The organism is Serratia sp. BNK-10 (assembly GCF_047456065.1).
In the GTDB taxonomy this organism is placed as follows: domain Bacteria; phylum Pseudomonadota; class Gammaproteobacteria; order Enterobacterales; family Enterobacteriaceae; genus Serratia; species Serratia ureilytica.
The window spans coordinates 380,753-407,445 of sequence record NZ_CP179894.1 but is presented as its reverse complement, the minus strand read 5'-3'; the positions used below and the strand labels follow the sequence as shown (position 1 = coordinate 407,445).

Genomic DNA, 26,693 nt, shown 5'->3' with positions numbered 1-26,693 from the left:
AGGCGCAAGTTCTCAGGCAAAGTTACGCTTCTCGCCGTCACCGGCGACGTTGCTCACACAGCGGCCGCAGATGTCTGCATGCTCCGCTACCAGGCCGATATCGGTGGTGTAATGCCAGCAGCGCGGGCACTTCTCACCTGGCGCCGTGCTGAAGGCGATCTTCAGCCCTTTCAGCAGCTCGGAGGCCTGCGCGTCGGCCGGCGCCTCCGCCAATGGCGCAACGCTTGCCGCAGAGGTCAGCAGCACAAAGCGCAGCTCATCCTGCAGGCTGTTCAGACGCGCCGCCAACTCGCTGTCGGCATACAGCGTCACCGCCGCTTCCAGCGAACCGCCGAGGCGTTTGTCCGCACGCGCCTGCTCCAGCACCTTGTTCACTTCGCCGCGCACTTTCAGCAGCTCAGCCCAGAAAGCGTCGTTCATCGGCTCGCCTTCCGCCAGCCCGAACAGGCCGTCGTACCACTCTTCGGTGAACACGTACTGCGCGCGTTTGCCCGGCATGAAGCCCCAGATCTCGTCTGCGGTGAACGACATGATCGGCGCCATCCAGCGCACCAGCGCTTCGACGATGTGATACAGCGCGGTCTGGCAGCTGCGGCGGGCGACGCTGTCGCTCTTGGCGGTGTACTGACGATCCTTGATGATATCCAGGTAGAAGGAGCCCATCTCGACCGAACAGAACTGCATCAGGCGCTGCACCACTTCGTGGAAATCATAGTTGGCATAAGCCTGCTCGATATCCTGCTGCGCCGCCAGCGCGCGGCCGACCGCCCAGCGATCCAGCACCACCATGTCTTCCGGCGCCACGCAATCGGTGCTTGGCTCGAACCCGTTCAGGTTGGCCAGCAGGAAGCGCGCGGTGTTGCGGATGCGGCGGTAAGAGTCGGCGGAACGCTTGAGGATCTCGTCGGACACCGCGATCTCGCCGGTGTAATCGGTCGACGCCACCCACAGACGCAGAATGTCGCCGCCCAGCTTGTTCATCACGTCCTGCGGGCTGACGGTGTTGCCGATCGACTTGGACATCTTGCGGCCCTGGCCGTCGACGGTGAAGCCGTGGGTCAGCACTTCCTTGTACGGCGCCTTGCCCTTCATCGCGGTGGAAATCATCAGCGATGACATGAACCAGCCACGGTGTTGGTCGGAGCCTTCCAGATACATGTCGGCGCCGTGGCCGTTGAATTCAGGACGCACGTCGACAACGGAGGCGTGGGTAGAACCGGAATCGAACCACACGTCCAGCGTATCCGGCACTTTCACGTAGTCGGCGGCTTCCGCGCCGAGGATGTCGGCCGCGTCCAGATCCCACCAGGCCTGAATGCCGTCTTGCTCGACGCGCTTGGCCACTTCTTCCATCAGCTCAACGGTACGCGGGTGCAGCTGCTCGGTCTCTTTGTGCACGAACAGCGACATCGGCACGCCCCAGGTGCGCTGACGCGAGATGCACCAGTCCGGGCGGTTGGCCACCATCATTTCGATGCGCGCCTGGCCCCAATCCGGGATCCACTGCACGCCCTTAATCTCTTCCAGCGACTGCTGACGCAGGCCTTTCTGATCCATGCTGATGAACCATTGCGGCGTGGCGCGGAAGATGATTGGCGTCTTGTGGCGCCAGCAGCACGGATAGCTGTGCAGGAACTTCTCGACGTGCAGCAGCGCGCCTTTCTCGCGCAGCAGATCGACGATCAGATCGTTGGCCTTGAAGACGAACTTGCCGTCCAGCAGCGGGTAGGTGCCGGTCAGGTAGCAGCCGTTCGGCCCTACCGGGTTGGCCACTTCCAGGCCGTATTTCTGGCCGATCACGAAGTCATCCGGGCCGTGACCCGGCGCTGTGTGTACCGCACCGGTACCGGCGTCCAGGGTCACATGCTCGCCGAGGATTGCCGGCACGTCGAAGTCCATGAACGGGTGTTTGAAGCGCAGCAGCTCCAGATCGGCGCCTTTGCAGCTGCCCAGCACCGTCCACTCGGTGATGCCGGCGCGTTTCATCACGCTTTCCACCAGTTCGGCCGCCAGGATCAGGCACTGGCCGTCAACCTGCACCAGTTGATAGGTGAAGTCCGGGTGCAGCGAGATCGCGCGGTTGGCCGGCAAGGTCCACGGCGTGGTGGTCCAGATAACCAGCGAGATGGCGCCGTTGAAGTGGCTCACGCCGAACTTGGCCGCCACGGCAGCCGCGTCGGCCGCATGGAAGGACACGTCGATCGACGGCGAAGTCTTGTCGTAATACTCCACTTCCGCTTCCGCCAGCGACGAGCCGCAGTCGGTGCACCAGTGAACCGGCTTGGCGCCTTTCAGCAGGTGGCCGTTGCTGATGATCTTGCCCAGCGCGCGGATGATGTTGGCTTCGGTTTTGAAGTCCATGGTCAGGTATGGACGATCCCAGTCGCCCAGCACGCCCAGGCGGATGAAGTCCTTCTTCTGGCCTTCAACCTGCTCGGCCGCGTATTCGCGGCACTTCTGGCGGAACTCGGCCGCCGTCAGCTTCTCGCCCGGTTTGCCGTACAGCTGCTCAACCTTCAGTTCGATAGGCAGGCCGTGGCAATCCCAACCCGGCACATAAGGCGAGTCGAAGCCGGCCATCCCTTTCGACTTGATGATAATGTCTTTGAGAATCTTGTTAACCGAGTGACCAATGTGAATGCTGCCGTTCGCATACGGAGGGCCGTCATGCAAAATGAAGGTTTTTTTGCCCTTTTTGGCAGTACGAATAATCCCGTACAGATCCTGTTCATACCAACGTTGCAGCATGCCAGGCTCGCGCTTGGCGAGATCGCCGCGCATCGGGAACCCTGTTTCCGGCAAGTTCAGGGTATTCTTGTAGTCACTCATGAGATTCTCGTTTCCGTTTTCGGCTATTTACCCGTCACACTTCAAGCTGCATCTTTGTCGGCCGCCCTTTCTCACCCGAATCACTTGCCTGTGCAAGCTCATCGGGGTTCGCGCGGTTGCCGCCGCGATGCAACTCGAATTGTTTAGGGTAAACGATTAAACCAGTGTTTTTAACCCGAAGAACTTCCGGGCCGTCACCACATCATTGGCGATTTGCTGCTTCAGGGCATCGAGCGAAGCAAACCGTTGTTCGTTGCGCAATTTTGCGCGGAGCACCACCTCAATATGGCGCCCGTAAAGATCCATTGTGACATCCAGCAGATGCACTTCCAGCTGCTGGCGCACGCCGGCGACGGTCGGGCGCGTGCCGATGTTGGCCACGCCCGGCAGCGGCTGCGGCCCCAGGCCGTACACCTCCACCGCATACACCCCTTTCACCGGCGCCACCAGGCGCTTGAGCGGCAGGTTGGCGGTCGGGAAGCCGATGGTGCGGCCCAGCTCATCGCCGTGCACCACGCGCCCGGAGATGCTGTACGGGTGGCCCAACAGGGTCTCCGCCAGCGGCAGATCGTCCTCGCTCAGCGCAGTGCGGATCGCCGTACTGCTGATGCGCCGGTCGCCTTCGCGGAAGGTCGGGGTGCTGACCACGTCGAAACCGTACTCTTTTCCGGCCTGCTGCAATAGCGGAAAATCGCCCTGACGCCCGGCGCCAAAGCGAAAATCATCCCCCACCATCAGGAATTTGACGCCGAGCTTCTCCACCAGCAGCTCGGCGACGAACGCCTGCGCGGTGTTGGCGGCAAAACGCGGATCGAACTTGACGCACAGCAGGTAATCAACGCCCGCCTGCGCCAGATAGTTGGCCTTATCGCGCAAGCGCGTCAAACGGGCCGGCGCCTTGTCTGCGGCGAACATCTCCAGCGGCTGCGGCTCAAAGATCATGACCATCACCGGCAGCCCGAGGCGTTGCCCTTGTTGCTTCAACTGCTCCAGCAGCGCCTGATGACCGCGGTGTACGCCGTCAAAGTTGCCGATGGTGAGCACGCAACCATGGTGGCGCGCCCGGATATTGTGAATGCCGCGAATTAGCTCCATAGCTGGCTCAAAACAGTGGAAATCGGCGGATTATACCTTGTACAGCCGGTAAGGTTAACCCGCGATTGGTGCCTTTATGTAATAGACATACCATACCGGAGATAATCTGCGCGTGAAACGGCTTCACCGCAGTTTATCCCGCGCCGCCGGGCCGATTCTCGACCGCGGCCAACGGCTTGCGCCCGCCGCGGCAAATCATTGGCGAATTTTCTCGCGAAACACTGTATTCCCAAGAGCGAAGCTGGTAAAATCCTGCGCCATCACAACGTAGCGAGTGCCGCCTGTACAAACGGCGCTTATTTGCACAAATCCATTGACAAACGAAGGCTAAAAGGGCATATTCCTCGGCCTTTGAATTGTCCTCAATAGAATATATTTGGGAGTTGGACCTTGGCTAATATCAAATCAGCTAAGAAACGCGCCGTACAGTCTGAGAAACGCCGCAAGCATAACGCAAGCCGTCGCTCAATGGTGCGTACCTTCATCAAGAAGGTAGACGCAGCTATCGCAGCTGGCGACAAAGAAGCAGCACAAAATGCATTCCTGGTAATGCAGCCACTGGTGGACCGTCAGGCAGCTAAAGGCCTGATCCACAAAAACAAAGCAGCGCGTCATAAGTCAAACCTGACTGCACGCATCAACGCAATGCAATAAGCATTTCGTTATCTGCTTGATAAAAAAACCGGCTCAGGCCGGTTTTTTTACGCCCTGCGTTCAGTGAACCGCTAGCAGGAAAACAGCGCCGAGAAGTCTTTGTTGCACACCCGCTGCACCGCCGGATGCTGGATCATGCGCTCGGCGAAAATAATGTAATACTCCTCCTGCACGCTGTCGATGCGCCCAATCTCCACCACGTTGTCATCGTTGTAGGTATCCTGCGCATACAGCGTCGGCGCCACGAAAATCGCGTTGTGGTACATGCCGAAGGCCTTCATCAGCGCCGCATCGTCGAACTCGCCCAGGATCTCCACCTGAATGCCCTGCGTATTGAACCAGTTAAGCAGCTTGCGCCCCAGCATCGAGCGGCGGCCGGGGATCAGCAACTTACGTTGCTCCAGGCAGGCCGGGAACGGCAACTCCGGCGCCGGCTGGCGGCAGAAGAAGCTGATGCCGCACTCGCCCAGCTTCAGCGAGAACAGCCCTTCCTGCTGGCTGGAGTCCACCGGGCAATCCGACAGGATCATATCCAGCTTGTGCTGGCTGAGCTGCTCCAGCAGCATCTCGTGCGTCGATTCAAAACAACGCAGGTGGATCTGCTCGTTGTCCACCACCACCGCCGTTTCCAATACCTGGCTGACCAGCCGCTTCGACAGCGCATCCGCCACGCCGACGTCGAACAGCAGGTTCGACTCTTTGCGGTAGTTGACGATATCCAGCATTTCCTGGCTGAGCATGAACATCTTGTCGGCATAGCGGAACACCAGCTGCCCCAGCTCCGAAGGCACCAACCCGCGCCCCTGGCGTTTGAACAGCTTGCCGTCCAACCGCTCTTCCAGCGCCTTGATCTGGCCGGTGATGGTCTGCGGCGTCAGAAACAACGCTTCAGCGGCGCCGACCACGGAACCGGCCTTGCAGACCTGCCAGAAATAGTAAAGGTGATTAAAGTTGATATGCGACATCCTCACGAGCGGCTCTCCTTAACAACGTTTCGCAGCGGCAAACGGTGTGCCGTGACGAGCGACAAACTTCCTTTCCCTGCTTCAGACAACGTATAGCCCCATTAGTCCCAACGAAGAACGGCCGAAGCTGCACATATTTTATACCGCACAGCTCCGACCAGCCATTTTATTGTGCGCCCCTGCCGGGCACCGGCAGGATTAACGCACGCGCGGCAACGCCAGACGCAGTAATCCGTACCCCGCCACCGCCGCGGCGGTGGAGCCCAACAGGATCCCCAGACGGGAATAGGTGCTGAGCGCCGCATCGGCCTCGCCGAACGCCAGCGAGGCGATGAAAATCGACATGGTGAAACCAATACCACAGAGCACCGAAACGGCAAACACCTGTTTGAAGCCGATCCCTTCAGGCAAGCGGGCGATGCCCATTTTCACCGCCAGCAGGCTGAAGAGGAAAATCCCCAGCGGCTTGCCGATAAACAGACCGGCCGCAATCCCAACCGGCAGCAGCGACGTCAATCCTTCCAGCGATACGCCCTGCAGAGAGACCCCGGCGTTGGCGAAAGCGAACAGCGGCAGGATCATAAACGCGACCCACGGGTGCAGCTCATGCTCCAGCGTTTCCGACGGCGATGGCCCCTTCTTGACGTTCAGCGGGATCATAAAGCCGACGATCACCCCGGCCAGCGTCGCGTGCACCCCGGACTTGAGGATCGCCACCCACAACACCAGGCCGACCATCATATACAACGAGGTTTTGCCCACGCCGCGCCAGTTCATCACCGCCAGCAGCACCGTCGCCGCGGCCGCCACGCCCAGCGCTATCATCGACACTTCGTGGGTGTAGAACAGCGCGATGATGATGATCACGCCCAGGTCGTCGATGATCGCCAGCGCCAACAGGAACACTTTCAGGCTGGTCGGCACGCGGTTGCCCAGCAAGGCCATGACGCCCAGCGCGAAGGCGATATCGGTCGCGGCCGGGATCGCCCAACCCTGGCGGGTAACTTCATCCGCGCCGTTGAACAACAGGTAAATCAGCGCCGGCGCCAGCATGCCGCCCAGTGCGGCGATCGCCGGAAACACCGCCTTGTCACGCCCGGACAGCGAGCCTTGCATCAGCTCGCGCTTGACCTCGAGCCCCACCACCAGGAAGAAGATGGCCATCAGCCCGTCGTTGATCCACAGCAGCAGCGGCTTGGCGATCTCCAGCGAAGCTACCTTCACCATCACCGGCAGGTTAAGGAATGCCTGGTAGATCCCCTGCGCCGGGCTGTTGGCCATGATCAAAGCGACGATCGCCGCCGCGATCAGGATGATGCCGCCCGCGGCTTCCTGACGTAAAAATTGACGAATGATGTTGGTCACAATACGTCTCTCCAAATCTGAGCAAGGCGTAGCGCCCTGCGAAGCACAGTCATGAAGTGAGTATAGAGGGCGTTTTAGTTCGAAAAAATAAGTTTATAAATGCTAAACAGCTCGAAAAAACCGATTAAAAGCACGAATAAGTCACATTTATATAAGGGATTAGCGGTTTGGCGCGCAAATAAAAACCCCGGGACAGAAGCCCGGGGTTCGCGCATAAGCTAACAGAAACAGAAGGTTAGCGAGTCAGATCGTCAAAGAACTTTTTCACCCCGTCGAAGAAGCTCTTCGAACGCGGGCTGTTCTTGTCGCCGGACGGGCCGCCCAGGCTCTCTTCCAGCTCACGCAACAGCTGCTTCTGCTTGTCGTTCAGATTGACCGGGGTTTCCACCACCACGCGGCACAGCAGGTCGCCCTGGCTGCCGCCGCGCACCGATTTCACGCCCTTGCCGCGCATGCGGAACAGCTTGCCGGTTTGGGTCTCCGAAGGCACCTTCAGTTTCACCCGGCCATCCAGCGTCGGCACTTCAATCTCGCCGCCCAGCGCCGCCATGGCAAAGTTGATCGGCACTTCGCAGTACAGGTTGTTGCCTTCACGCTCGAAGATCGGGTGCGCCTTCACCTGCACCTGAACGTACAGATCGCCCGCCGGTGCGCCGTGCTCGCCGGCTTCGCCTTCACCCGCCAGGCGGATGCGATCGCCGGTATCCACGCCGGCCGGAATTTTCACCGACAGCGTTTTGGATTTTTCTACCCGGCCGTGGCCATGGCATTTGTTGCACGGATCTTTGATGATCTGACCGCGGCCATGGCAATGCGGACACGCCTGCTGCACGGTGAAGAAGCCCTGACGCATCTGCACCTGGCCCTGACCATGACAGGTTGGGCAGGTGACCGGCGAACTGCCCGGCTTGGCGCCGCTGCCGTGGCAGACGTCGCACTCTTCCAGCGTCGGGATGCGGATCTCTTTGGTGACGCCACGTACCGCTTCCTCGAGGGTCAGCTCCATGTTATAGCGCAGATCGGAACCGCGGCTGGCGCGCTGACGGCGGCCTCCGCCGAAGATGTCGCCAAACACGTCGCCAAAGATATCGCTGAAGTCGGCGCCGCCGCCAAAGCCGCCGCCGCCCATGCCGCCCTGTTCAAAGGCCGCGTGCCCGTACTGATCGTAAGCCGCGCGTTTCTGGTCGTCGGTCAGGACTTCGTAAGCTTCTTTAACTTCTTTAAACTTGGTTTCGGCGTCTTGCTCCTGGTTGCGGTCAGGATGGTATTTCATCGCCAGGCGTTTGTACGCCTTTTTGATCTCACGTTCATCCGCCGTCTTGCTGACGCCGAGAATCTCGTAATAGTCTTTCTTCGCCATTCTTTCGCTTACCCTTAACATGCGTGCACGGGCGCAGAGTTGCCTCGACGCCCGTGCTGGTTTCCGGGAGCGGCATCTCGGCCGCCCCGTGCCCGCTTAAGGGCGATTATTTTTTGTCTTTAACTTCTTCGAACTCGGCGTCAACCACGTCGTCTTCTTTCTGCGCCGCGTTGTCCGCGCCGGCGTCAGCACCCTGCTGAGCCTGCTGCGCCTGAGCCATTTCCAGCAGCTTGCCGGAAACCTGCACCAACGCCTGGGTCTTCGCTTCGATCTCGGCTTTGTCTTCGCCTTTCACCGCCGCTTCCAGATCTTTCAGCGCCGCTTCGATCGCCGTTTTGTCTTCCGCCGGCAGTTTGTCGCCCGCTTCTTCCAGCTGTTTGCGCGTGCCGTGGATCAGGTGATCCGCCTGGTTGCGAGTCTGTACCAGCTCTTCGAACTTGCGGTCAGCTTCAGCGTTCAGCTCGGCGTCGCGCACCATTTTCTGGATTTCGTCCTCGTTCAGGCCAGAAGACGCCTTGATGGTGATCTTCTGCTCACGACCGGTGTTCTTGTCTTTGGCTGACACGTGCAGAATGCCGTCGGCATCGATGTCGAAGGTGACTTCGATCTGCGCCATGCCGCGCGGTGCCGCCTGGATGCCGTCCAGGTTGAACTGGCCCAGAGATTTGTTATCGCTGGCGCGCTTACGCTCCCCCTGCAGCACGTGGATGGTGACCGCAGACTGGTTGTCTTCCGCAGTAGAGAACACCTGGCTGTGCTTGGTCGGGATCGTGGTGTTTTTGGTGATCAGCGGCGTCATCACGCTGCCCATGGTTTCGATACCCAGCGACAGCGGGGTAACGTCCAGCAGCAGAACGTCTTTCACATCACCGGCCAACACGCCGCCCTGTACCGCAGCGCCCACGGCAACCGCTTCGTCCGGGTTCACGTCTTTACGCGGCTCTTTGCCGAAGAAGTCTGCGACTTTCTTCTGCACCATTGGCATACGGGTCTGGCCGCCCACCAGGATCACGTCCTGGATGTCGGAAACCGACAGGCCTGCGTCTTTCAGCGCCACTTTCAGCGGCTCGATGGAGCGCGCCACCAAATCTTCAACCAGCGACTCGAGTTTGGCGCGAGTCACTTTGATGTTCATGTGTTTTGGACCGGTCGCATCTGCAGTGATGTACGGCAGGTTAACGTCGGTCTGCTGAGCGGAAGACAGTTCAATCTTCGCTTTCTCGGCGGCTTCTTTCAGACGCTGCATCGCCAGCGGATCGTTGCGCAGATCGATGCCCTGATCTTTCTTGAACTCTTCCACCAGGTAGTTGATCAGACGGCTGTCGAAATCTTCGCCGCCCAGGTGGGTGTCACCGTTGGTCGCCAGCACTTCGAAGGTTTTTTCGCCGTCAACGTCGTCGATTTCGATGATGGAGATATCGAAAGTACCGCCGCCCAGGTCATAAACCGCGATGGTGCGGTTGCCGACTTCTTTGTCCAGGCCGTAGGCCAGAGCCGCCGCGGTCGGTTCGTTGATGATGCGCTTGACTTCCAGACCCGCGATGCGGCCGGCGTCTTTAGTCGCCTGACGCTGGGCGTCGTTGAAGTAAGCCGGTACGGTGATAACCGCTTCAGTTACCGGTTCGCCCAGGTAATCTTCCGCCGTTTTCTTCATTTTCTTCAGCACTTCCGCAGAGATCTGCGGCGGAGCCATTTTCTGGCCTTTCACTTCCAGCCAGGCGTCGCCGTTGTCGGCTTCGATGATTTTGTAAGGCATGATCGCTTTGTCGCGCTGCGCTTCTTCATCCTGGAAGCGGCGGCCGATCAGGCGCTTGATGGCGAACAGGGTGTTTTCAGGGTTGGTCACTGCCTGACGCTTAGCCGGCTGGCCAACCAGAGTTTCACCGTCCTGGGTATATGCGATAATAGAAGGAGTGGTGCGGTCGCCCTCGGCGTTTTCCAGCACGCGTGCCTTGGCACCATCCATAATTGCTACGCAAGAGTTGGTAGTACCCAGGTCGATACCAATAATTTTGCCCATCTAAACGTCTCCACTAAAAAATTCATAAGTCAGTCAGGTTGCTAACCTATATGCGGGCGATTTTTTGCTTTTCAACTGCCCGATATCTCAGTGCGACCCGCGGTTAGCAGCTGCGGTTGCAAATAAGATGGGGCCATCCAGCTCGGCATCAAGGGGCAAGGCAAAAAAATTTCTTTTTTTATCGTCATTCAGATCATTGTTTCCGGCTGCGGGGATCATTATGATGCGCGCGCTCTGATGGAAAACTTCGATTTTTTGGCCATTCAGACCATTTATGATTTTACTTCGCTGTTTCCGTTAATTTTCTGTTATCGCAGAGGACTTATGCACACCAACAAGTTGGCGAATCCCGGCCCTCTCGGCCTGATGGGCTTCGGGATGACCACCGTCTTGCTGAACCTGCACAACGCGGGCTTTTTCCCACTGAACTCCGCCATCATCAGCATGGGGATTTTCTTCGGTGGCCTGGCCCAGATCCTGGCCGGTCTGCTGGAGTACAAGAAGGGCAACACCTTCGGCATGACCGCATTCACCGCCTACGGCAGCTTCTGGCTGAGCCTGGTCGGCCTGCTGCTGCTGCCGCGTTTGGGCCTGGCGGAAGCCACCGAGGCGCACGTGTTGGGCATCTACCTGGCGCTGTGGGGCGTCTTCACCCTGTTCATGTTCTTCGGCACCCTCGGCGCCAACCGCGTGCTGCAGTTCGTGTTCGCCAGCCTGACGCTGCTGTTCGCCCTGCTGGCCGTCGGCAACATCACCGGCAACCACGCGCTGCTGACCTTCGCCGGTTATGAGGGCATCATCTGCGGCGCCAGCGCCATCTACCTGGCGATGGCCGAAGTGCTCAACGAGCAATACGGCCGCACCGTGCTGCCGATTGGCGAACCGGCCTCGGCCCGCGTCGCGGCATCGCCGGTCACGGCGTAATCGCCCGCCCCTGACGAAAAAGCCCTGCAATGCAGGGCTTTTTTTTAGCTGTAGGAACCGGCTCGCCGCTCGCCGGCTTCGCTGTTCAGGTCGCGATGCAGGTAGACACCGAGCAGCAGCCCGATAAGCGACAGCGCCAGCACATAGTAAGCGGGCGCTAACGGGGTTAATTTCATGATCAGCGTCACAAAAATAGGGGTTAAACCGCCAAAAATAGCGTACGAGACGTTATATGAGAACGAGATGCCGGTAAACCGCACTTCCGCCGGGAAAGCCCGCACCATCACGTACGGCACAGCCCCCACCACGCCTACGCTGAAACCCACCAACGCATAGCAGGCGAACAGCATTTCCGGGCGCACGCCCACCGTCTGATAGAACAGCCAGCTGCAGCCGGCCAGCAGCAAACTGCCGACCACCAGCGTTTTGCTGGCGCCGAAGCGATCGGCCGACAAACCGGCGACGATGCAGCCGGCGATCAGCATGATGGTGGCGATGCTGTTGGCCTGCAGCGTCAGGGCCGGCGCAATGCCGAACTGTTTTTGCAGATAGGTCGGGGTCATCAGGATCACCACCACGATACCGGCGGAGAGCAGCCAGGTCAGCAGCATCGACACCGCCACTTCCCGTTTGTGGTTGAGCACCACCGATTTCAGCGGCAGCTCCTCGGCCAGCGCTTTGCGCGCCTGCATCTCGATGAAGATCGGCGTTTCCTGCAGCCAGCGGCGCAGGTACATCGCCACCAGGCCGAACATGCCGCCCAGCAGGAATGGAATGCGCCAGCCGCCGCCGGCAATGCTCTGCGGGCTAAGCGTGGTGTTGATCACCGTCGCCACCACCGATCCCAGCAGGATGCCCACCGTCAGCCCGGCGGTCAGCGTGCCGCAGGCGAAACCGATGCGCCGGCGCGGCACGTGTTCGGCGACGAAGACCCAGGCGCCCGGCACCTCACCGCCGATCGCCGCCCCCTGCAGCACGCGCATCAGCAGCAGCAACAGCGGCGCGGCGATGCCGATGCTGGCGTAGGTCGGCAGCAGGCCCATCGCCAGCGTCGGCAACGCCATCAGCAGAATGCTCAGGGTAAACATCTTTTTGCGGCCGACCAGATCGCCGAAGTGCGCCATCACGATGCCGCCCAGCGGGCGGGCCAGATAGCCGGCGGCGAAAATGCCGAAGGTTTGCACCAGCCGCAGCCATTCCGGCATGTCCGCCGGGAAGAACAGGTCGCCGACCACGGCGGCGAAGAATACGAAGATAATGAAGTCGTAAAACTCCAACGCGCCGCCCAACGCGGCCAACGTCAGCGTTTTGTAGTCTTGCCGGTTCAGCCGGCGATTAGTGTCGTGAGGCATAGGGCACCGTCGGTAAAGGCTGTAAAAATAAAAGCCGCAGGCTTTCTGTAAAAGAATCCTTACTATAGCGGCAAATTATTTTCACACCAAACGGGCTGAAGCCGATCTCGCAGATTGCTGAAATTTAGAGGTTTATCTCGCGACGCGCGCTCTTTGGCCGAAATGCTGCTACCACTGCGGCATGCGTTTCGACATAAGGCCCGTCGAGCAGCTGAATGCAATAAGGCACGCTGGCGAAGATGCCGTGCACCACCGCATTGCCCTGCTCGTCCTTCACCCCTTCCAGCGTTTCCTTGATCGACTTTGGCTGGCCGGGCAGATTGATGATCAGCGCCTGCTTGCGGATCGCCCCCACCTGGCGAGAAAGAATTGCCGTTGGCACATAGTGTAGGCTGATCTGACGCATTTGCTCGCCGAAACCGGGCATCACGCGATCGGCGATCGCCAGCGTGGCGTCGGGGGTGACGTCGCGACGCGCCGGCCCGGTGCCGCCGGTGGTCAGCACCAGATGGCAGCCCATTTCGTCCACCAGCTCACACAGCGTTTGTTCAATTTGCGTCTGCTCATCGGGGATCAGCCGGGTTTCCAGCTTGAACGGCGTCGCCAGCGCACCGGCCAGCCACTCCTCCAGCGCCGGAATGCCTTTATCCTGGTAAACGCCGCCGGAAGCGCGGTCAGAAACGGAAACCAAACCAATACGTAAAATATCCATGCGTAACCTCTACAGCCTGATGGGGTCCGAACGGGTTCGTCTCCCGTTCTGTTGTCATTGCCGAGAGTATAAGGGCTTCCCCCGCCGGCGGGAGCGTCGGGCATAAAAAAAGGTGGCCTGAGCCACCTTTTTACTGCGCGATCTGCGGGAATTACAGCAGGTCGGCGATCATTTTTTCCAGTTTGCCCTGGTCTACGGCGAACTTGCGGATGCCGTCGGTCAGTTTCTCGACCGCCATCGGATCCTGGTTGTGCTGCCAGTAGAACTCAGGTTCGGTCAGTGCGGCAGGACGCGCCTTCACTTCACCGGTGTAAGACAGTTTGCGCTCCAGCGCGCCTTCGCTCTCCGCCAGCTCTTTCAGCAGCGCAGGGGCGATGGTCAGGCGGTCGCAGCCGGCCAGCTCGATGATTTCGCCGACGTTGCGGAAGCTGGCGCCCATCACCACGGTGTTGTAACCGTGTTGTTTGTAGTACTGGTAAATCTCGGTCACGGAGATCACGCCCGGATCTTCGTGCGGTGCGAACTCTTTCTTGTCGCCGTTGGCTTTGTACCAATCGAGGATACGGCCGACGAACGGCGAAATCAGGTAAACGCCGGCTTCGGCGCAGGCGCGAGCCTGAGCGAAGGAGAACAGCAGCGTCAGGTTACAGTTGATGCCTTCTTTCTCCAGCTGCTCCGCCGCGCGGATGCCCTGCCAGGTCGAGGCCAGTTTGATCAGAATGCGATCGTTGCTGATGCCGGCTTCGTTGTACAGCTTGATCAGGCGCTTGGCCTTGGCCACGCTGGCGACGGTGTCGTAAGACAGACGCGCGTCAACCTCGGTGGAGATGCGGCCCGGAACCAGTTTGAGGATCTCCAGACCGATGTTGACCGCCAGCTTGTCGGCGGCGTCGGCGATCTGCTGCTCGCGATCGCTGCTCTGGCCGCGCGCCCAGGCGATGGCTTCGTCAATCAGTTTGCGGTATTCAGGAATTTGGGCTGCATTGAGGATCAGCGAAGGGTTGGTTGTGGCGTCCTGCGGTTGATACAGCTTCATTGCCGCGATATCACCCGTATCTGCAACCACTGTAGTCAGCTGGCGCAGGGAAGTTAATTTGTCGGTCATGTTGGCATTATCTCATCGTTTGTGCATGAACTTTTGGCATTGTTCAACCATGCCCTGCCCTGATAATAACATGCGCCAAGCCCGGCGCAAGGCTGGAAAACCGCGGCGCGCAAGCATCTGTTTTATCCTTGGGCGAGCAACCGTTTACGCCGATATCTTTCGCCATTACCGAGCGGATGGAAAGGCAATAACGTGCTATCGCCCGAATAAATTATGTTAAATTCGAAAAAATTGATGCAATTCGTCCGCCAATCTGCGAAAAATCTTAATCGCCTGACGCCGGACCGATTCCAGCTAAGCTCTTGTAAAAAATAGGCCAATATTTCTCACCTGCGGTGGATGCTGCCAGGTGCGCATGACATTTCGATAAGGAGGAGGGATCCCTTGACGGACCTGATGAATTTTATAAACAACATTTTGTGGGGGTCGGTGCTGATTTATCTGCTGCTCGGCACCGGCATTTACTTCACGCTGCGCACCCGTTTTATCCAGCTCCGCCACTTCAGCCACATGTTCTCGGTGTTGAAAAACAGCAATAAAAGCGACAGCGCCGGCATCTCCTCTTTCCAGGCGCTGTGCACCACGCTGGCGGCGCGCGTCGGCACCGGCAACCTGACCGGCGTCGCCATCGCCCTGACCGCCGGCGGCCCCGGCGCCATCTTCTGGATGTGGGTGGTGGCGTTTATCGGCATGGCCACGTCATTTGTGGAAAGCTCGCTGGCTCAGCTCTACAAAACCAAAGACGACAACGGTAACTACCGCGGCGGCCCGGCCTATTACATGGAAAAGGGACTCGGCATGCGCTGGATGGGCGTGCTGTTCTCCATTTTCCTGATCATCGCTTTCGGCCTGGTGTTCAACGCCGTACAGGCCAACTCCATCGCGCAGGCCTCCGCCGTCGCCTTCCATTTACAGCCGCTGCACGTCGGTATTGGCCTGGTGCTGCTGAGCGGCGTGGTGATCTTCGGCGGCATCCGCTCCATCGCCAAAGTGGCCGAGCTGGTGGTGCCGCTGATGGCCGGCGCCTACCTGCTGCTGGCTCTCTGGGTGATTGGCCATAACATCGAGCACATGCCGGCGATCCTGACGCTGATCTTCAAAAGCGCCTTCGGCCTGCAGGAAGCCGCGGCCGGCGCCGTCGGTTACGGTATCTCCCAGGCGATGACCCAGGGCGTGCAGCGCGGCCTGTTCTCCAATGAAGCCGGCATGGGATCGGCGCCCAACGCGGCGGCGTCCGCCTCGCCTTATCCGCCGCATCCCGCTTCACAGGGCTACGTGCAGATGCTCGGGGTATTTATCGACACCATCGTCATCTGCAGCGCCACCGCGGCGATCATCCTCTCTTCCGGCATTCTCGATCAGCCGACTGACAGCATCAGCGGCATCGATCTGACCCAGCGCGCGCTGTCGACCGCCGTCGGCAGTTGGGGGACTCCGTTCGTCGCCATCGCCATCTTCTTCTTCGCCTTTACGTCGATCATCGCCAACTACGCCTATGCCGAGAGCAATCTGGTGTTCCTCGAGCACAACCACCCAGGCGGCCTGTTGATTTTCCGCTGCGTGGCGCTGGGCATGGTGATGTTCGGCGCGCTGGCGGAGCTGCCGCTGGTGTGGAAAATGGCGGATACCTCCATGGCGCTGATGGCGATCACCAACCTGACAGCTATCTTGCTGCTGTCGCGGGTCGCGCTGAAGCTGGCCGACGACTACCATCGCCAGCGCCGCCTGGGCAAGCTGCCGACCTTCGACGCCAACCGTTACCCGGAGCTGAAATCACAGCTGGAGCCGGGCGTGTGGGACGACAAGCAGCCGCCGCGCTGAGTATTCCGGGGCGCGTGCGATGCGCGCCCCGCCTATTGGACCGATAGCCCCTTTTTCCCGCGCTTTTTGCTACAGTATGCGCACTTGGATAAACAGGATCTGGCCATGCTCGTTATTATTTCACCTGCAAAAACGCTCGATTACGACAGCCCGCTGGCGACAAAACGCTTCACGCAGCCCGAACTGCTGAACAAGTCTAAGCAGCTTATCAACATTTGCCGCGAGCTGACGCCGGCGCAAATCGCCAGCCTGATGAGCATCAGCGACAAGCTGGCCGGGCTGAACGCCGCGCGCTTTAGCGAATGGCAACCGACATTTACCCCGGACAACGCCCGTCAGGCGCTGCTGGCGTTCAAGGGCGACGTATATACCGGCCTGCAGGCGCAGGACTTCAACGAAGCCGATTTCGACTTCACCCAGCAGCATCTGCGCATGCTGTCCGGCCTGTATGGCGTACTGCGCCCGCTCGATCTGATGATGCCGTACCGGCTGGAGATGGGCATCAAGCTGGAAAACCCGAAGGGCAAAGATCTGTACAGCTTCTGGGGCGATCAGATCACCAAAAAGCTCAACGAAGCGCTGGAGCAACAGGGCGACGACGTGGTGGTCAACCTGGCGTCAGACGAGTATTTCAAAGCCGTGAAGCCGGCCAAGCTGCACGGTTCGCTGATCAAACCGGTGTTCCTCGACGAGAAGAACGGCAAGTTCAAGGTCATCAGCTTCTACGCCAAGAAAGCGCGCGGGTTGATGAGCCGCTTTATCATCAAAAACCGCCTGACGCGCAGCGAGCAGTTGGCGGACTTCAACCTGGAAGGCTACGCCTTCGACGAAGCCGCCTCGCAAGGCAATGAACTGGTGTTCAAACGCCCGGAGCAGGCATAAAAAAAGCCGTCGCAAGACGGCTTTTCGCATTTTACCCTGCCGAACTTCAGGCCGGCAGCCCCATCAGGAACTTGCGCAGCTCGCCGAAGTTGGCCGGCAGCGTGTGCGACAGCAGCGGCAGCTCAGCCCGCAGCGCCAGCGCTTTCGGCAACGGCAGTTCCTGGCCGAGTATCGCTTCCACACTCTCTTTAAACTTGGCCGGATGCGCGGTGCCGAGGAACAGGCCGAACTCCCCTTCCTGCAATTGGTCACGCAGCGCACGGTAGGCGATGGCCGCGTGCGGTTCGGAGATATAGCCCAGCTCGGCCAGCTCACGCATCGTGTCTTTGGTGGTCTCGTCGCTGACCGCCGCGTGACCCAGCTCCTTCAACTGCCAGACCTTGCGACGGAACAGCTCTTCCACGCGCGGCCAGTTGTTCGGCTGGCTGACGTCCATGGCGTTGGACAGCGTCGCGACCGTAGCGTGCGGCTGCCACTGGCCGCTGGTCAGGAAGCGCGGCACGGTGTCGTTGGCGTTGGTGGCGGCGATGAAGCGCTTCACCGGCAGGCCCAGCGATTTGGCCAGCAGCCCGGCGGTCAGATCGCCGAAGTTGCCGCTCGGCACCGAAATCACCAGTTGATTGCGCGCTTCCTGCGGCAGCTGCGCCACCGCTTCGAAGTAGTAGCAAATCTGCGCCAGCAAACGGCTGATGTTAATCGAGTTGGCCGAGTTCAGGTGCAGCGCGTCTTTCAATTCCTGATCGTCGAACGCCTGCTTCACCAGCGCCTGACAAGCATCGAAGTCACCGTCGATCGCCACGGTGTGAATGTTGCCGCCCAGGGTACAGAACAGCTTTTCCTGCAGCGGGCTGATTTTGCCCTGCGGATACAGGATCACCACCCGCACGTTTTTCAGGCCGTAGAAGGCGTGCGCCACGGCGGCGCCGGTGTCGCCGGAGGTGGCGGTCAGAATGGTCACCGGCTGCTCGCCGGCCACTTCCGCCAGCATCTGCGCCATAAAGCGGCCGCCGAAGTCTTTGAACGCCAGCGTCGGGCCGTGGAACAGCTCCAGGCAGGAGACGTCATCGGTCACTTTCGCCACCGGCGCCGGGAACTCAAAGGCGGCCTGCACGCGTTTCTTCAGCGCCGTTTCCGGCACCTCTTCGCCGATAAAGGCCGACAAAATGCGGCTGCTGCGGGTGACAAAATCCTGCTCCAGCAGGTGGTCGATTTCGGTCAGTTCGAACTCCGGCAGATCCAGCGGGAAGAACAGCCCCTGTTGCTTGCCCAGGCCTTGTTTGATCGCCTGCGCGAAGCTGACCTGCTCGTTGTGATCCTTAAGGTTGTACAGTTTCATGCGTTATCCCAGTAGTCGAGCGCCTGCGGTATCCAGACGGCAAATATGAACAAAACCTTCGTCGTTTTGCAGATAGTGTTGTTGCAGCCAGGCGGCCATGCGTTGCGCGGTGGCGCCGTCATTGCAGACGGCGAACAGCGTCGGGCCAGAGCCGGAGATGCCGCAGGCCAACGCGCCGATCTCCTGCGCCGCCTTGCGCGCTTCGGCGAAGCCCGGCAGCAGCCGGGTGCGGTACGGTTCGGCGATCACGTCCTGCATCAATTTGGCGGCCAGCTGCGGCTGCCGGGTATGGCAGGCGTGAATAAAGCCGGCCAGATAGCGGCCATGGCTGATGCAATCCTGACGACGGTATTGCGCGGGTAAAATGGCGCGCGCTTCGGCGGTGGACACTTTGATGCCCGGATAGGCCATAACCCACAGCCAATCGTCAAAGCACGGCACCTCCTGGCTGATAATGCCTTCTTCTTCCAGCATCAGCTGCAGGCCGCCCAGATAGCAAGGCGCCACGTTGTCGTAATGCACGCTGCCGGAAATGCGCCCTTCCAGCTCGCCCATCAGGCCGAGCAGCGTCGTCTTATCCAACGGGCGATCGCAGAATTCGTTCATCGCCATCAGCCCGGCGACCACCGAACAGGCGCTGGAACCCAGCCCCGATCCGATCGGCATGTTCTTTTCCAAACGCATCGCCACCGGCACTTCGCGGCCGATCTCCTGGCAGAAGCGCTCCCAGCATTGATAAACGATGTTCTCTTTCGGCTCGGCCGGCAGCTTGCTGACGAAGCGCCCGGCATTCTGCAAACTGAACGTCTCGGCGGCTTCGACGCTGACGCAGTCGCCCAGCAGCGTGCCGTCGATCGGCGAAACCGCCGCGCCCAGCACGTCGAAACCGACGCTGACGTTGCCGATCGAGGCCGGTGCATACACCTTAACCATATTAAACTCCCAACTTCCATGACAGTGTGCGCAGCAGATCGGCGAATACGCCCGCTGCGGTCACATCGTTACCGGCGCCGTAGCCGCGCAGCACCAGCGGCAACGGCTGATAGTAGCGGCTGTAGAAGGCCAGCGCGTTCTCGCCGTTCTTCACTTTATACAACGGATCGTTGCCGTCCACCGCCTCAATGCGCACCTTGCAGCGCCCTTCGTCGATCAGGCCGACATAGCGCAGCACCTTGCCTTGCTCGGCGGCGTTGGCCACGTTGCGCGCGAACTCTTTATCCAGCTCCGGCAACCGCGCCAGGAAGGTGTCCACGTCGCCCGACGCGTCGAAGGATGGCGGCAGCACCGGCTCGACCTCGATATCGCTCAGTTCCAGTTTATAACCGGCCTCGCGCGCCAGGATCAGCAGCTTGCGCGCCACGTCCATCCCGGACAGATCGTCGCGGGGATCCGGCTCGGTGTAGCCGTTGGCCCGAGCCTGCAGGGTCGCCGCCGACAGCGACAGCCCTTCGTCCAGCTTGCCGAAGATAAAGGACAGCGAGCCGGACAGGATGCCGGAGAAACGCACCAGTTCATCGCCGGCGTTCAGCAGGTTTTGCAGGTTCTCAATCACCGGCAGACCGGCGCCGACGTTGGTGTCGTACAGGAACTTGCGGTGCGAACCGGCGGCGGCCGCGCGCAGCTGCTGATAATAGTTCATCGACGAGGTGTTGGCCTTTTTGTTCGGCGTCACCACGTGGAAACCGTCCGCCAGGAAGTCCACGTACTGATCGGCCACCGCCTGACTGGAGGTACAGTCGACGATCACCGGGTTCAGCAGGTGATATTCCTTCACCAGCCGGATCAGACGGCCGAGATTGAACGGCTCCTGCGCGCCGGCCAGCGCGTCGCGCCAGCTGTCGAGCGCGATGCCGTGCACGTTGGTCAGCATCACGCGCGAGTTGGCGATGCCGCACACCCGCAGATCGATATGTTTTTGCTTCAGCCACGGCTGCTGACGATAGATCTGCTCGATCAACGCCCCGCCAACGCCGCCGACGCCGATGACGAACACTTCGATCACCTGATCGGTGTTGAACAGCATCTGGTGGCTGACGCGCACGCCGGTGGTGGCGGAATCATTGCTGACCACCACCGAAATGGAACGCTCCGAAGACCCTTGGGCGATGGCGACGATATTGATGTTGGCGCGCGCCAGCGCGGAGAAGAAGCGTGCCGAAATGCCGCGCAGGGTGCGCATGCCGTCGCCGACCACCGAGATGATCGCCAGGCGTTCCATCACGTCCAGCGGATCCAGCACGCCGTCTTTCAGCTCCAGATAGAACTCCTCTTCCAGCGCGCGACGAGCGCGCTGCAGTTCACCCTGCGGCACGCAGAAGCTGATGCTGTATTCGGAAGAGGATTGGGTGATCAGCACCACCGAAATGCCGGCGCGCGACATCACGGCGAACACCCGTGCGGCCATGCCGACCATGCCTTTCATGCCCGGGCCGGAGACGTTGATCATCGCCATGTTGTTCAGGTTGGTGATGCCCTTCACCGGCATATCGGCATCGGTGCTGTCTTTGCCGATCAGCGTGCCGGGGGCCTGCGGGTTGGAGGTGTTTTTAATCAGGCAAGGGATTTGGAACTGGGCAATCGGAGTGATGGTGCGGGGGTGTAACACTTTGGCGCCGAAATAGGAAAGCTCCATCGCTTCCTGGTACGACATCGATTTCAGTAACCTGGCGTCCGGCACGGTGCGCGGATCGCAGGTATAAACGCCGTCGACGTCGGTCCAGATCTCGCAACAGTCAGCGCGCAGGCAGGCGGCCAGCACCGCGGCGGAATAGTCGGAGCCGTTGCGGCCCAGCACCACCAGCTCGCCCTTGTCGTTACCGGCGGTGAAACCGGCCATCAGCACGATGTGATCGGCCGGGATCGCCGCGGCGGCGATGCGCAGCGTAGACTCGGCGATGTCCACGGTGGACTCCAGGTAGTGGCCCTGCGCCAGCAGTTTCTCCACCGGGTTAATCACCGTGACCGGATAGCCTTTGGCGCGGAACACCCCTTCCATGATGGCGATGGAGAGCTTTTCGCCACGGCAGATGATCGCCGCGTTCACGCTGTCCGGGCACTGCCCCAGCAGCGAGACGCCATGCAGCACCTGTTTGAGCTGCGCGAATTCCTGATCGACCACGCCTTTCAAACGATCGTATTCAAAGCCCGGCAGCGCCTGCGCCAGCCCGCTCAGCAGGTCGGCAAAGATCCGCTCGGCGTCGCTCATATTCGGCAGAATGTCCTGGCCCGCCACCGTTTTGTCGATCATCGCCACCAGATGGTTGGTGATCTTTGCGGGGGCGGACAAGACCGTGGCTACCTGTCCCTGACGCGCGTTACTCTCCATGATGTCGGCGACGCGCAGAAAACGTTCCGCATTCGCTACCGAGGTTCCGCCAAATTTCAGCACTCGCATTTGTGATCTCTCCGAATTTAAGCCGAAAAAAAAGCCCGCACTGATTAGGTGCGGGCTTTTTTCTGTGTTTCCTGTGCGCGTCAGCCCGCCCCGTTACCTGTGGTATCGGTGGTGGTAATAATTGTGGTAGTCAGGCTGATATTGCGCATGTTGTCTGTCTGTCTCATGAAATACTCTGTCCCCTCTATTGGTTAAAGCAATCGCTATCCCAAGTCAAACGATTTCTTTTTTTTGCTTATTTTCCGTTCAGCGGCGGTAATGCGCGATGCAACAGGTGAAAAGCAAAATGACAGAACAAAAAAACAACCTAAAGCCGGTTTAATAGTGGATCACACTGAGTAACCGCCTGCTGGAGCCGCTATCACTTGGCGAGTTTTTTTTCGATGTCGTGCAGCAGCGTATGCAGCATCGCCGTATCTCGCTGCGGCAACGCACCGAGGCGCTGGTGCAGCCAGTCGCGCAATTTTTGGTCATCGCCGACCTCCAGGGCATCCAACAAAGCATCGGCGCGGCGGCGCAACGCCCTGAGTTGCCCTTCAGGCGCCGCAGCCTCCTGCGGCGCGGCGTTGACGCCCATCAGGCTCGCCAACTGGTAGCAGTACACCATCACCGCCTGACCCAGGTTGAGCGACGGATAGTCCGCCTGCATCGGCACGCCGGTCAGCAAATCCGCCAGCGCCAGCTCTTCGTTGGTCAGGCCGGAATCCTCGCGGCCGAATACCAGCGCGGCCTGGCCGACCCACTGCTTACGCTCACTCAGCTGTTCCAGCAGCTCAGGCGGCGTGCAGTAGTAGTGAAAACGCGCGCGACTGCGGGCGGTGGTGGCGACGGTAAAATCCACATCCGCCAGCGCCTGTTCCAGCGTGGCGAACGTTTGCACGCCGTCGAGGATCTCGCCGGCCCCATGTGCCACCCAGCGCGCCGCCGGCTGCAGATGCGCCTCGCTGTCGACGATGCGCAACGAAGCGAAACCCATGGTTTTCATCGCGCGCGCCGCCGCGCCGACGTTTTCCGGCCGCGCCGGAGCCACTAGAACAATATGAAGCTGCATCACTCTTCCACCGAAGGCGGGCCTGCATTTTTGACGATAGCGCAGCGCCCGCATGTATTTACAATTGCGTAACAATAAACGCGTTAATAGCAACAAACAAGATTAAACGGCTCGTTGAGCTAATAAACCTGTCGTAATAGTCATTATTCATGCTTATGTTTTACTGCATTTATTTATCAATGAGTTAAAACAACGCGATGATCAATAAGCGAATAATTGTATCCTATCAGGCCGGATAATGCTGAATCGTTCACAGAATTTGAGGTTCTGTGACTTAAACTGGCATTTCTGTAAGTGTTTTTCACAAATCTGTTAACGTGCTACAATTGAATTTGATATATGTCAACAAAGCGTAGTTTTGTTGGGTGATGAATTCGGCACGCGCTGTTATATTGCTGTTAATGGGGTTAGGATATGCGCCGTTTTGGCACCCAAGGGGTTGTAGGGAACGGCATCCCCACCAGGCTAGCGATCTTGTTGACATGAGATGGAAAGTGCATCAAGAACGAGTTTACGTACTTTAGTCATTTGCTGAGAGGGAACGTGGCGCTATCTCTGCCCTCCTCTAAGAAAACAGAGACTTCTGTACTTCCTATTTTCTATTTTGTTGGCAATTTTAGGTAGCAAATATGCAGACCCCGCACATTCTGATTGTCGAAGACGAGTTAGTCACTCGTAACACCCTGAAGAGCATTTTCGAGGCGGAAGGCTACATTGTTCATGAAGCCAATGATGGTGCAGAGATGCACAATATCCTGTCTGAAAATGATATCAATCTGGTCATCATGGACATCAATCTGCCAGGCAAAAACGGCCTGCTGTTGGCGCGCGAACTGCGTGAACAGGCCAGCGTCGCCTTGATGTTCCTGACCGGCCGCGATAACGAGGTGGATAAGATCCTCGGCCTGGAAATCGGCGCCGACGATTACATCACCAAACCGTTCAACCCGCGTGAGCTGACCATCCGCGCGCGCAACCTGCTGTCGCGCACCATGAATCTGGGCAGCCTCGGCGAAGAGCGCCGCCTGGTCGAGAGCTACAAGTTCAACGGGTGGGAGCTGGACATCAACAGCCGCTCTTTGATCAGCCCGGCCGGCGAACAGTACAAGCTGCCGCGCAGCGAATTCCGCGCCATGCTGCACTTCTGCGAAAACCCGGGCAAGATCCAGTCCCGCGGCGAACTGCTGAAGAAGATGACCGGCCGCGAGCTGAAGCCGCATGACCGCACCGTGGACGTCACCATCCGTCGCATTCGCAAGCACTTCGAATCGACGCCGGACACGCCGGAAATCATCGCCACCATCCACGGCGAAGGCTACCGCTTCTGCGGCGATCTGGAAGAGTAATTCCAGCCTGCCGTCATGAAAACGGGGTTCAGCATGCTGAACCCCGTTTTTTTATTTTGCCTCAGCCCACGGCATGATCGGCACCGCGCTCAGCGCATTCTTCGGCGAGCCGTCGATCACCTTGTCGGAGTAGCTCAGGTAGATCAGCGAATTGCGTTTGGCGTCGTAGAAGCGCACCACCTGCAGCTTCTTGAACACCAGCGACGTGCGTTTCTGGAACACCACATCGCCTTCCGCCTTGCCGTTTTTGATCTTGTCGCTCAGCTCGATAGGCCCGACCTGCTGGCAGGAAATGGCCGCGTCGGCGGTATCTTCCGCCAGGCCCAGCCCGCCTTTGATGCCGCCGGTTTTGGCGCGGCTGATATAACAAGTTACATTTTTAACATCCGGATCGTCGAACGCTTCGACCACGATTTTGTGGTCCGGCCCTAACAATTTAAACACCGTATCAACGGAACCCACTTGCTCCGCCTGTGCGCTTCCCACGGTTGCGCAAACCAAACCGAATAAAAATATCCAGCTTTTTTTCATTTACTTAACTCCGATATAACCTTGCCGCGAAAATGGGCTCGGCGATCACCATTATTTATGTCTAAGCTCACGGAATCGGGTTTTTACGGGTCCGCACCGTCCGTTTTAGCACAGAGCGTGACAAAAATCTTTGAGAGTCGCGGAGGAAAAAAATTGCTATGATGCGGCGTCGTTATTTCTTTGCGCCCACTACGGTGTACCCCAATCCAACTCTGGCGCGGCATGCGCAGCAGAGGCAAAGAGTGCAACGCATAATGGCTCATGGATCGGTCTGATAGCGCAGCACCAGCGTGACGAATCAACAGTTCGGGTTCCTACCCCCAAGCTTTACGAGGAAGATCTATGGATCAAGCCGGTATCATTCGTGATCTGCTTAGCTGGCTGGAAAGCCATTTGGACCAACCCTTGTCGCTGGATAACGTGGCGGCCAAGGCCGGCTACTCCAAATGGCACCTGCAACGGATGTTCAAAGATATTACCGGTAATGCCATCGGTGCTTACATCCGGGCAAGAAGGCTGTCCAAGGCCGCCGTCGCGCTGCGCCTGACCAGCCGGCCGATTTTGGATATCGCTCTGCAATATCGCTTCGACTCGCAGCAGACCTTCACGCGCGCCTTCAAGAAACAGTTTGCGCAAACGCCGGCGCTGTACCGCCGCGCCGAAGACTGGAACGCGTTCGGCATCTGCCCGCCGATCCGTCTGGGGGCCTTCACTCTGCCGCAGCCCGAGTTCCTCTCGTTGCCGGATAAGCATCTGGTCGGCCTGACCCAAAGCTACTCCTGCACGCTGGAACAGATCACCACCGTGCGCACCGAGCTGCGCTCGCAGTTCTGGCGCCAGTTCCTCGGCGAAGTCGAAACCTTGCCGCCGGTGCTATACGGGTTGCACCACTCGCGTCCGAGCCAGGAGAAGGACGACGAACAGGAAGTGCTGTACACCACGGCGCTGGAGCCGGATCAGGTGCCTGATAAAGTGCAGGAAGTTCAACCGCTGGTGCTGCCGGGCGGCGAATTTGCAATGTTCAGCTATGAAGGGCCCATCGGAGGCCTGCAGGACTTTATCCTGACGGTCTACGGCACTTGCCTGCCGGAGCTCAAACTGACGCGCCGCAAAGGGCACGACATCGAGCGCTTCTACCCGAAAGGCGAGCGCCGTCCGCATCAGGCGCCTACCGAGATCAAGTGCGATTACCTGATCCCGATTCGACGTTAACGCTGCAGTTCGTCCAACGCGGGCATGTCCAGATGCGTGACATCGCCCGCCGTTTCGACGATCCAGCCGGAAGCCAGCCACGGGCTCTGCTGGTGATCGACGCGCGACAGTGAGCAGTTGCGCAAGCGCAGGCGGCGTTCCGCATAGGCCGGCAGCCCGAGCACCGTACTGATCAAACACCCCAACGCGATGCCATGGCTGACGAGCAGCGGCTTGCTGCCCTCCGGCAGCATCAGGCAGCTCTCCAGCGCGGCGCGCATGCGCTCGCCCAGCTCCTCCATGGATTCGCCTTGAGGGATACGGCCGTCAGGAGTACCATCGACCATCTGTTTGCGCCACTGTTCTTCCTGCGGCGTCAAACTGTCGATCAGGCGTTCTTCCAGAACCCCCATGTGCAGCTCACGCAAACGCGGATCGCCAATCACTTCGCAGCCACAGGCTTCGGCGATGATCTGCGCGGTGCGGCGCGTGCGCCCCAGGTCGCTGGTAATGATATGCGTAATGCCTTCTTTGCTGACGCGCCTGGCGACCAGACGGGCCTGGTGTTCCCCCATGGCGGTTAACGGGCTGTCGGACTGACCCTGGATGCGGCGAGCCGCATTCCATTCCGTTTCACCGTGGCGAACGAGGTATACCTGTAACATTTTTGTTTTCCGTTATACTGCGTGAAATTTGCGTTTATCCCCGGCCCGGCGGCGCTTTTGCCGCTGCCCGGCGTATCGGCCAGAAGGATATCAAA

General features: G+C 59.4%; 22 protein-coding genes and 1 other annotated feature. Of the genes, 6 read left to right on the top strand and 16 right to left on the bottom strand.

Annotated elements, in window-relative coordinates; translation table 11 throughout:
• Positions 1-12: 12 nt before the first annotated feature.
• Together ileS and ribF are read right to left on the bottom strand one after the other, a co-directional pair.
• Positions 13-2,829, bottom strand: coding sequence for an isoleucine--tRNA ligase (gene ileS / locus ACMGG9_RS01940; protein WP_033641818.1), 2,817 nt, complete (start codon positions 2,827-2,829; stop codon positions 13-15).
• A gap of 156 nt (positions 2,830-2,985) precedes the next feature.
• Positions 2,986-3,924, bottom strand: coding sequence for a bifunctional riboflavin kinase/FAD synthetase (gene ribF, locus ACMGG9_RS01935; RefSeq protein ID WP_033641817.1), 939 nt, complete (start codon positions 3,922-3,924; stop codon positions 2,986-2,988).
• Between the two features lie 390 nt (positions 3,925-4,314).
• On the opposite strand from ribF, the gene rpsT reads away from it, so the two are divergent.
• Complete coding sequence (rpsT, locus tag ACMGG9_RS01930) at positions 4,315-4,578, top strand: 30S ribosomal protein S20 (RefSeq protein WP_004932960.1); 264 nt, start codon at positions 4,315-4,317, stop codon at positions 4,576-4,578.
• 71 nt (positions 4,579-4,649) lie between these two features.
• Here rpsT and nhaR read toward each other — a convergent pair whose 3' ends face one another.
• From nhaR to dnaK, 4 genes are all read right to left on the bottom strand, one after another.
• A complete protein-coding gene (gene nhaR / locus ACMGG9_RS01925) occupies positions 4,650-5,549 on the bottom strand; it encodes a transcriptional activator NhaR (protein ID WP_004932962.1) in 900 nt (299 codons plus the stop codon).
• Positions 5,550-5,741: 192 nt separating this feature from the next.
• Complete coding sequence (gene nhaA, locus ACMGG9_RS01920) at positions 5,742-6,908, bottom strand: Na+/H+ antiporter NhaA (RefSeq protein WP_033651695.1); 1,167 nt, start codon at positions 6,906-6,908, stop codon at positions 5,742-5,744.
• Between the two features lie 235 nt (positions 6,909-7,143).
• Positions 7,144-8,268 carry a molecular chaperone DnaJ gene (dnaJ, locus tag ACMGG9_RS01915; RefSeq protein ID WP_004932969.1) on the bottom strand — a complete coding sequence of 375 codons (1,125 nt, stop codon included), beginning with the start codon at positions 8,266-8,268 and terminating at the stop codon, positions 7,144-7,146.
• 106 nt (positions 8,269-8,374) lie between these two features.
• Entirely contained in the window at positions 8,375-10,288 is a 1,914-nt protein-coding gene (dnaK, locus tag ACMGG9_RS01910; RefSeq protein ID WP_033641815.1) for a molecular chaperone DnaK, read from the bottom strand.
• A gap of 324 nt (positions 10,289-10,612) precedes the next feature.
• On the opposite strand from dnaK, the gene satP reads away from it, so the two are divergent.
• Positions 10,613-11,212, top strand: coding sequence for an acetate uptake transporter (gene satP / locus ACMGG9_RS01905; RefSeq protein ID WP_033644189.1), 600 nt, complete (start codon positions 10,613-10,615; stop codon positions 11,210-11,212).
• Between the two features lie 44 nt (positions 11,213-11,256).
• On the opposite strand, the gene ACMGG9_RS01900 is transcribed toward satP, so the two are convergent.
• From ACMGG9_RS01900 to tal, 3 genes are all read right to left on the bottom strand, one after another.
• Positions 11,257-12,564 (bottom strand): MFS transporter, encoded by a 1,308-nt coding sequence (locus ACMGG9_RS01900; protein ID WP_033641814.1) that lies wholly within the window; start codon positions 12,562-12,564, stop codon positions 11,257-11,259.
• Between the two features lie 124 nt (positions 12,565-12,688).
• The gene (gene mog, locus ACMGG9_RS01895; protein WP_015376607.1) at positions 12,689-13,276 is read right to left on the bottom strand and encodes a molybdopterin adenylyltransferase; all 588 of its coding nucleotides are present in this window, start codon (positions 13,274-13,276) and stop codon (positions 12,689-12,691) included.
• Positions 13,277-13,427: 151 nt separating this feature from the next.
• A complete protein-coding gene (gene tal, locus ACMGG9_RS01890; protein WP_004932982.1) occupies positions 13,428-14,381 on the bottom strand; it encodes a transaldolase in 954 nt (317 codons plus the stop codon).
• A 384-nt stretch (positions 14,382-14,765) separates the two neighbouring features.
• Here tal and ACMGG9_RS01885 point away from each other — a divergent pair, with 384 nt between their 5' ends.
• A complete protein-coding gene (locus ACMGG9_RS01885; RefSeq protein WP_004932985.1) occupies positions 14,766-16,202 on the top strand; it encodes an alanine/glycine:cation symporter family protein in 1,437 nt (478 codons plus the stop codon).
• A gap of 105 nt (positions 16,203-16,307) precedes the next feature.
• A complete protein-coding gene (gene yaaA, locus ACMGG9_RS01880; protein ID WP_414161875.1) occupies positions 16,308-17,084 on the top strand; it encodes a peroxide stress protein YaaA in 777 nt (258 codons plus the stop codon).
• Between the two features lie 46 nt (positions 17,085-17,130).
• Here the strand turns inward: yaaA and thrC are convergent, their stop codons facing one another.
• The 5 genes from thrC to ACMGG9_RS01855 form a co-directional block, all read right to left on the bottom strand.
• On the bottom strand, positions 17,131-18,420 hold the full coding sequence (gene thrC / locus ACMGG9_RS01875; RefSeq protein WP_047572712.1) for a threonine synthase: 1,290 nt from the start codon (positions 18,418-18,420) through the stop codon (positions 17,131-17,133).
• A 3-nt stretch (positions 18,421-18,423) separates the two neighbouring features.
• Entirely contained in the window at positions 18,424-19,353 is a 930-nt protein-coding gene (gene thrB / locus ACMGG9_RS01870) for a homoserine kinase (RefSeq protein WP_004932993.1), read from the bottom strand.
• A gap of 1 nt (position 19,354) precedes the next feature.
• Entirely contained in the window at positions 19,355-21,814 is a 2,460-nt protein-coding gene (gene thrA / locus ACMGG9_RS01865; protein ID WP_033641811.1) for a bifunctional aspartate kinase/homoserine dehydrogenase I, read from the bottom strand.
• A gap of 24 nt (positions 21,815-21,838) precedes the next feature.
• Positions 21,839-21,956: a sequence feature (Thr leader region), on the bottom strand.
• Positions 21,895-21,963 carry a thr operon leader peptide gene (gene thrL / locus ACMGG9_RS01860; protein WP_099785730.1) on the bottom strand — a complete coding sequence of 23 codons (69 nt, stop codon included), beginning with the start codon at positions 21,961-21,963 and terminating at the stop codon, positions 21,895-21,897. (Overlaps the previous feature by 62 nt.)
• A 212-nt stretch (positions 21,964-22,175) precedes the next feature.
• Entirely contained in the window at positions 22,176-22,865 is a 690-nt protein-coding gene (locus ACMGG9_RS01855) for a tRNA/rRNA methyltransferase (protein WP_033641810.1), read from the bottom strand.
• A gap of 629 nt (positions 22,866-23,494) precedes the next feature.
• On the opposite strand from ACMGG9_RS01855, the gene arcA reads away from it, so the two are divergent.
• Complete coding sequence (gene arcA, locus ACMGG9_RS01850; protein WP_004933003.1) at positions 23,495-24,211, top strand: two-component system response regulator ArcA; 717 nt, start codon at positions 23,495-23,497, stop codon at positions 24,209-24,211.
• 51 nt (positions 24,212-24,262) lie between these two features.
• Here the strand turns inward: arcA and creA are convergent, their stop codons facing one another.
• The gene (creA, locus tag ACMGG9_RS01845) at positions 24,263-24,742 is read right to left on the bottom strand and encodes a protein CreA (protein ID WP_033641809.1); all 480 of its coding nucleotides are present in this window, start codon (positions 24,740-24,742) and stop codon (positions 24,263-24,265) included.
• A gap of 342 nt (positions 24,743-25,084) precedes the next feature.
• Between creA and robA the strand changes: the two genes are divergently transcribed.
• Entirely contained in the window at positions 25,085-25,954 is an 870-nt protein-coding gene (gene robA / locus ACMGG9_RS01840) for an MDR efflux pump AcrAB transcriptional activator RobA (protein WP_033641808.1), read from the top strand.
• Here robA and gpmB read toward each other — a convergent pair.
• Positions 25,951-26,598, bottom strand: coding sequence for a 2,3-diphosphoglycerate-dependent phosphoglycerate mutase GpmB (gpmB, locus tag ACMGG9_RS01835; RefSeq protein ID WP_025305227.1), 648 nt, complete (start codon positions 26,596-26,598; stop codon positions 25,951-25,953). The genes robA and gpmB overlap by 4 nt on opposite strands.
• Positions 26,599-26,693: the final 95 nt, after the last annotated feature.

Coding starts and splice junctions, on each gene's coding strand:
- ileS (WP_033641818.1), bottom strand. CDS start 2,829: ATGAGTGACTACAAGAATACCCTGAACTTGCCGGAAACAGGGTTCCCG.
- ribF (WP_033641817.1), bottom strand. CDS start 3,924: ATGGAGCTAATTCGCGGCATTCACAATATCCGGGCGCGCCACCATGGT.
- dnaJ (WP_004932969.1), bottom strand. CDS start 8,268: ATGGCGAAGAAAGACTATTACGAGATTCTCGGCGTCAGCAAGACGGCG.
- dnaK (WP_033641815.1), bottom strand. CDS start 10,288: ATGGGCAAAATTATTGGTATCGACCTGGGTACTACCAACTCTTGCGTA.
- satP (WP_033644189.1), top strand. CDS start 10,613: ATGCACACCAACAAGTTGGCGAATCCCGGCCCTCTCGGCCTGATGGGC.
- ACMGG9_RS01900 (WP_033641814.1), bottom strand. CDS start 12,564: ATGCCTCACGACACTAATCGCCGGCTGAACCGGCAAGACTACAAAACG.
- mog (WP_015376607.1), bottom strand. CDS start 13,276: ATGGATATTTTACGTATTGGTTTGGTTTCCGTTTCTGACCGCGCTTCC.
- tal (WP_004932982.1), bottom strand. CDS start 14,381: ATGACCGACAAATTAACTTCCCTGCGCCAGCTGACTACAGTGGTTGCA.
- yaaA (WP_414161875.1), top strand. CDS start 16,308: ATGCTCGTTATTATTTCACCTGCAAAAACGCTCGATTACGACAGCCCG.
- thrC (WP_047572712.1), bottom strand. CDS start 18,420: ATGAAACTGTACAACCTTAAGGATCACAACGAGCAGGTCAGCTTCGCG.
- thrB (WP_004932993.1), bottom strand. CDS start 19,353: ATGGTTAAGGTGTATGCACCGGCCTCGATCGGCAACGTCAGCGTCGGT.
- thrA (WP_033641811.1), bottom strand. CDS start 21,814: ATGCGAGTGCTGAAATTTGGCGGAACCTCGGTAGCGAATGCGGAACGT.
- ACMGG9_RS01855 (WP_033641810.1), bottom strand. CDS start 22,865: ATGCAGCTTCATATTGTTCTAGTGGCTCCGGCGCGGCCGGAAAACGTC.
- arcA (WP_004933003.1), top strand. CDS start 23,495: ATGCAGACCCCGCACATTCTGATTGTCGAAGACGAGTTAGTCACTCGT.
- creA (WP_033641809.1), bottom strand. CDS start 24,742: ATGAAAAAAAGCTGGATATTTTTATTCGGTTTGGTTTGCGCAACCGTG.
- robA (WP_033641808.1), top strand. CDS start 25,085: ATGGATCAAGCCGGTATCATTCGTGATCTGCTTAGCTGGCTGGAAAGC.
- gpmB (WP_025305227.1), bottom strand. CDS start 26,598: ATGTTACAGGTATACCTCGTTCGCCACGGTGAAACGGAATGGAATGCG.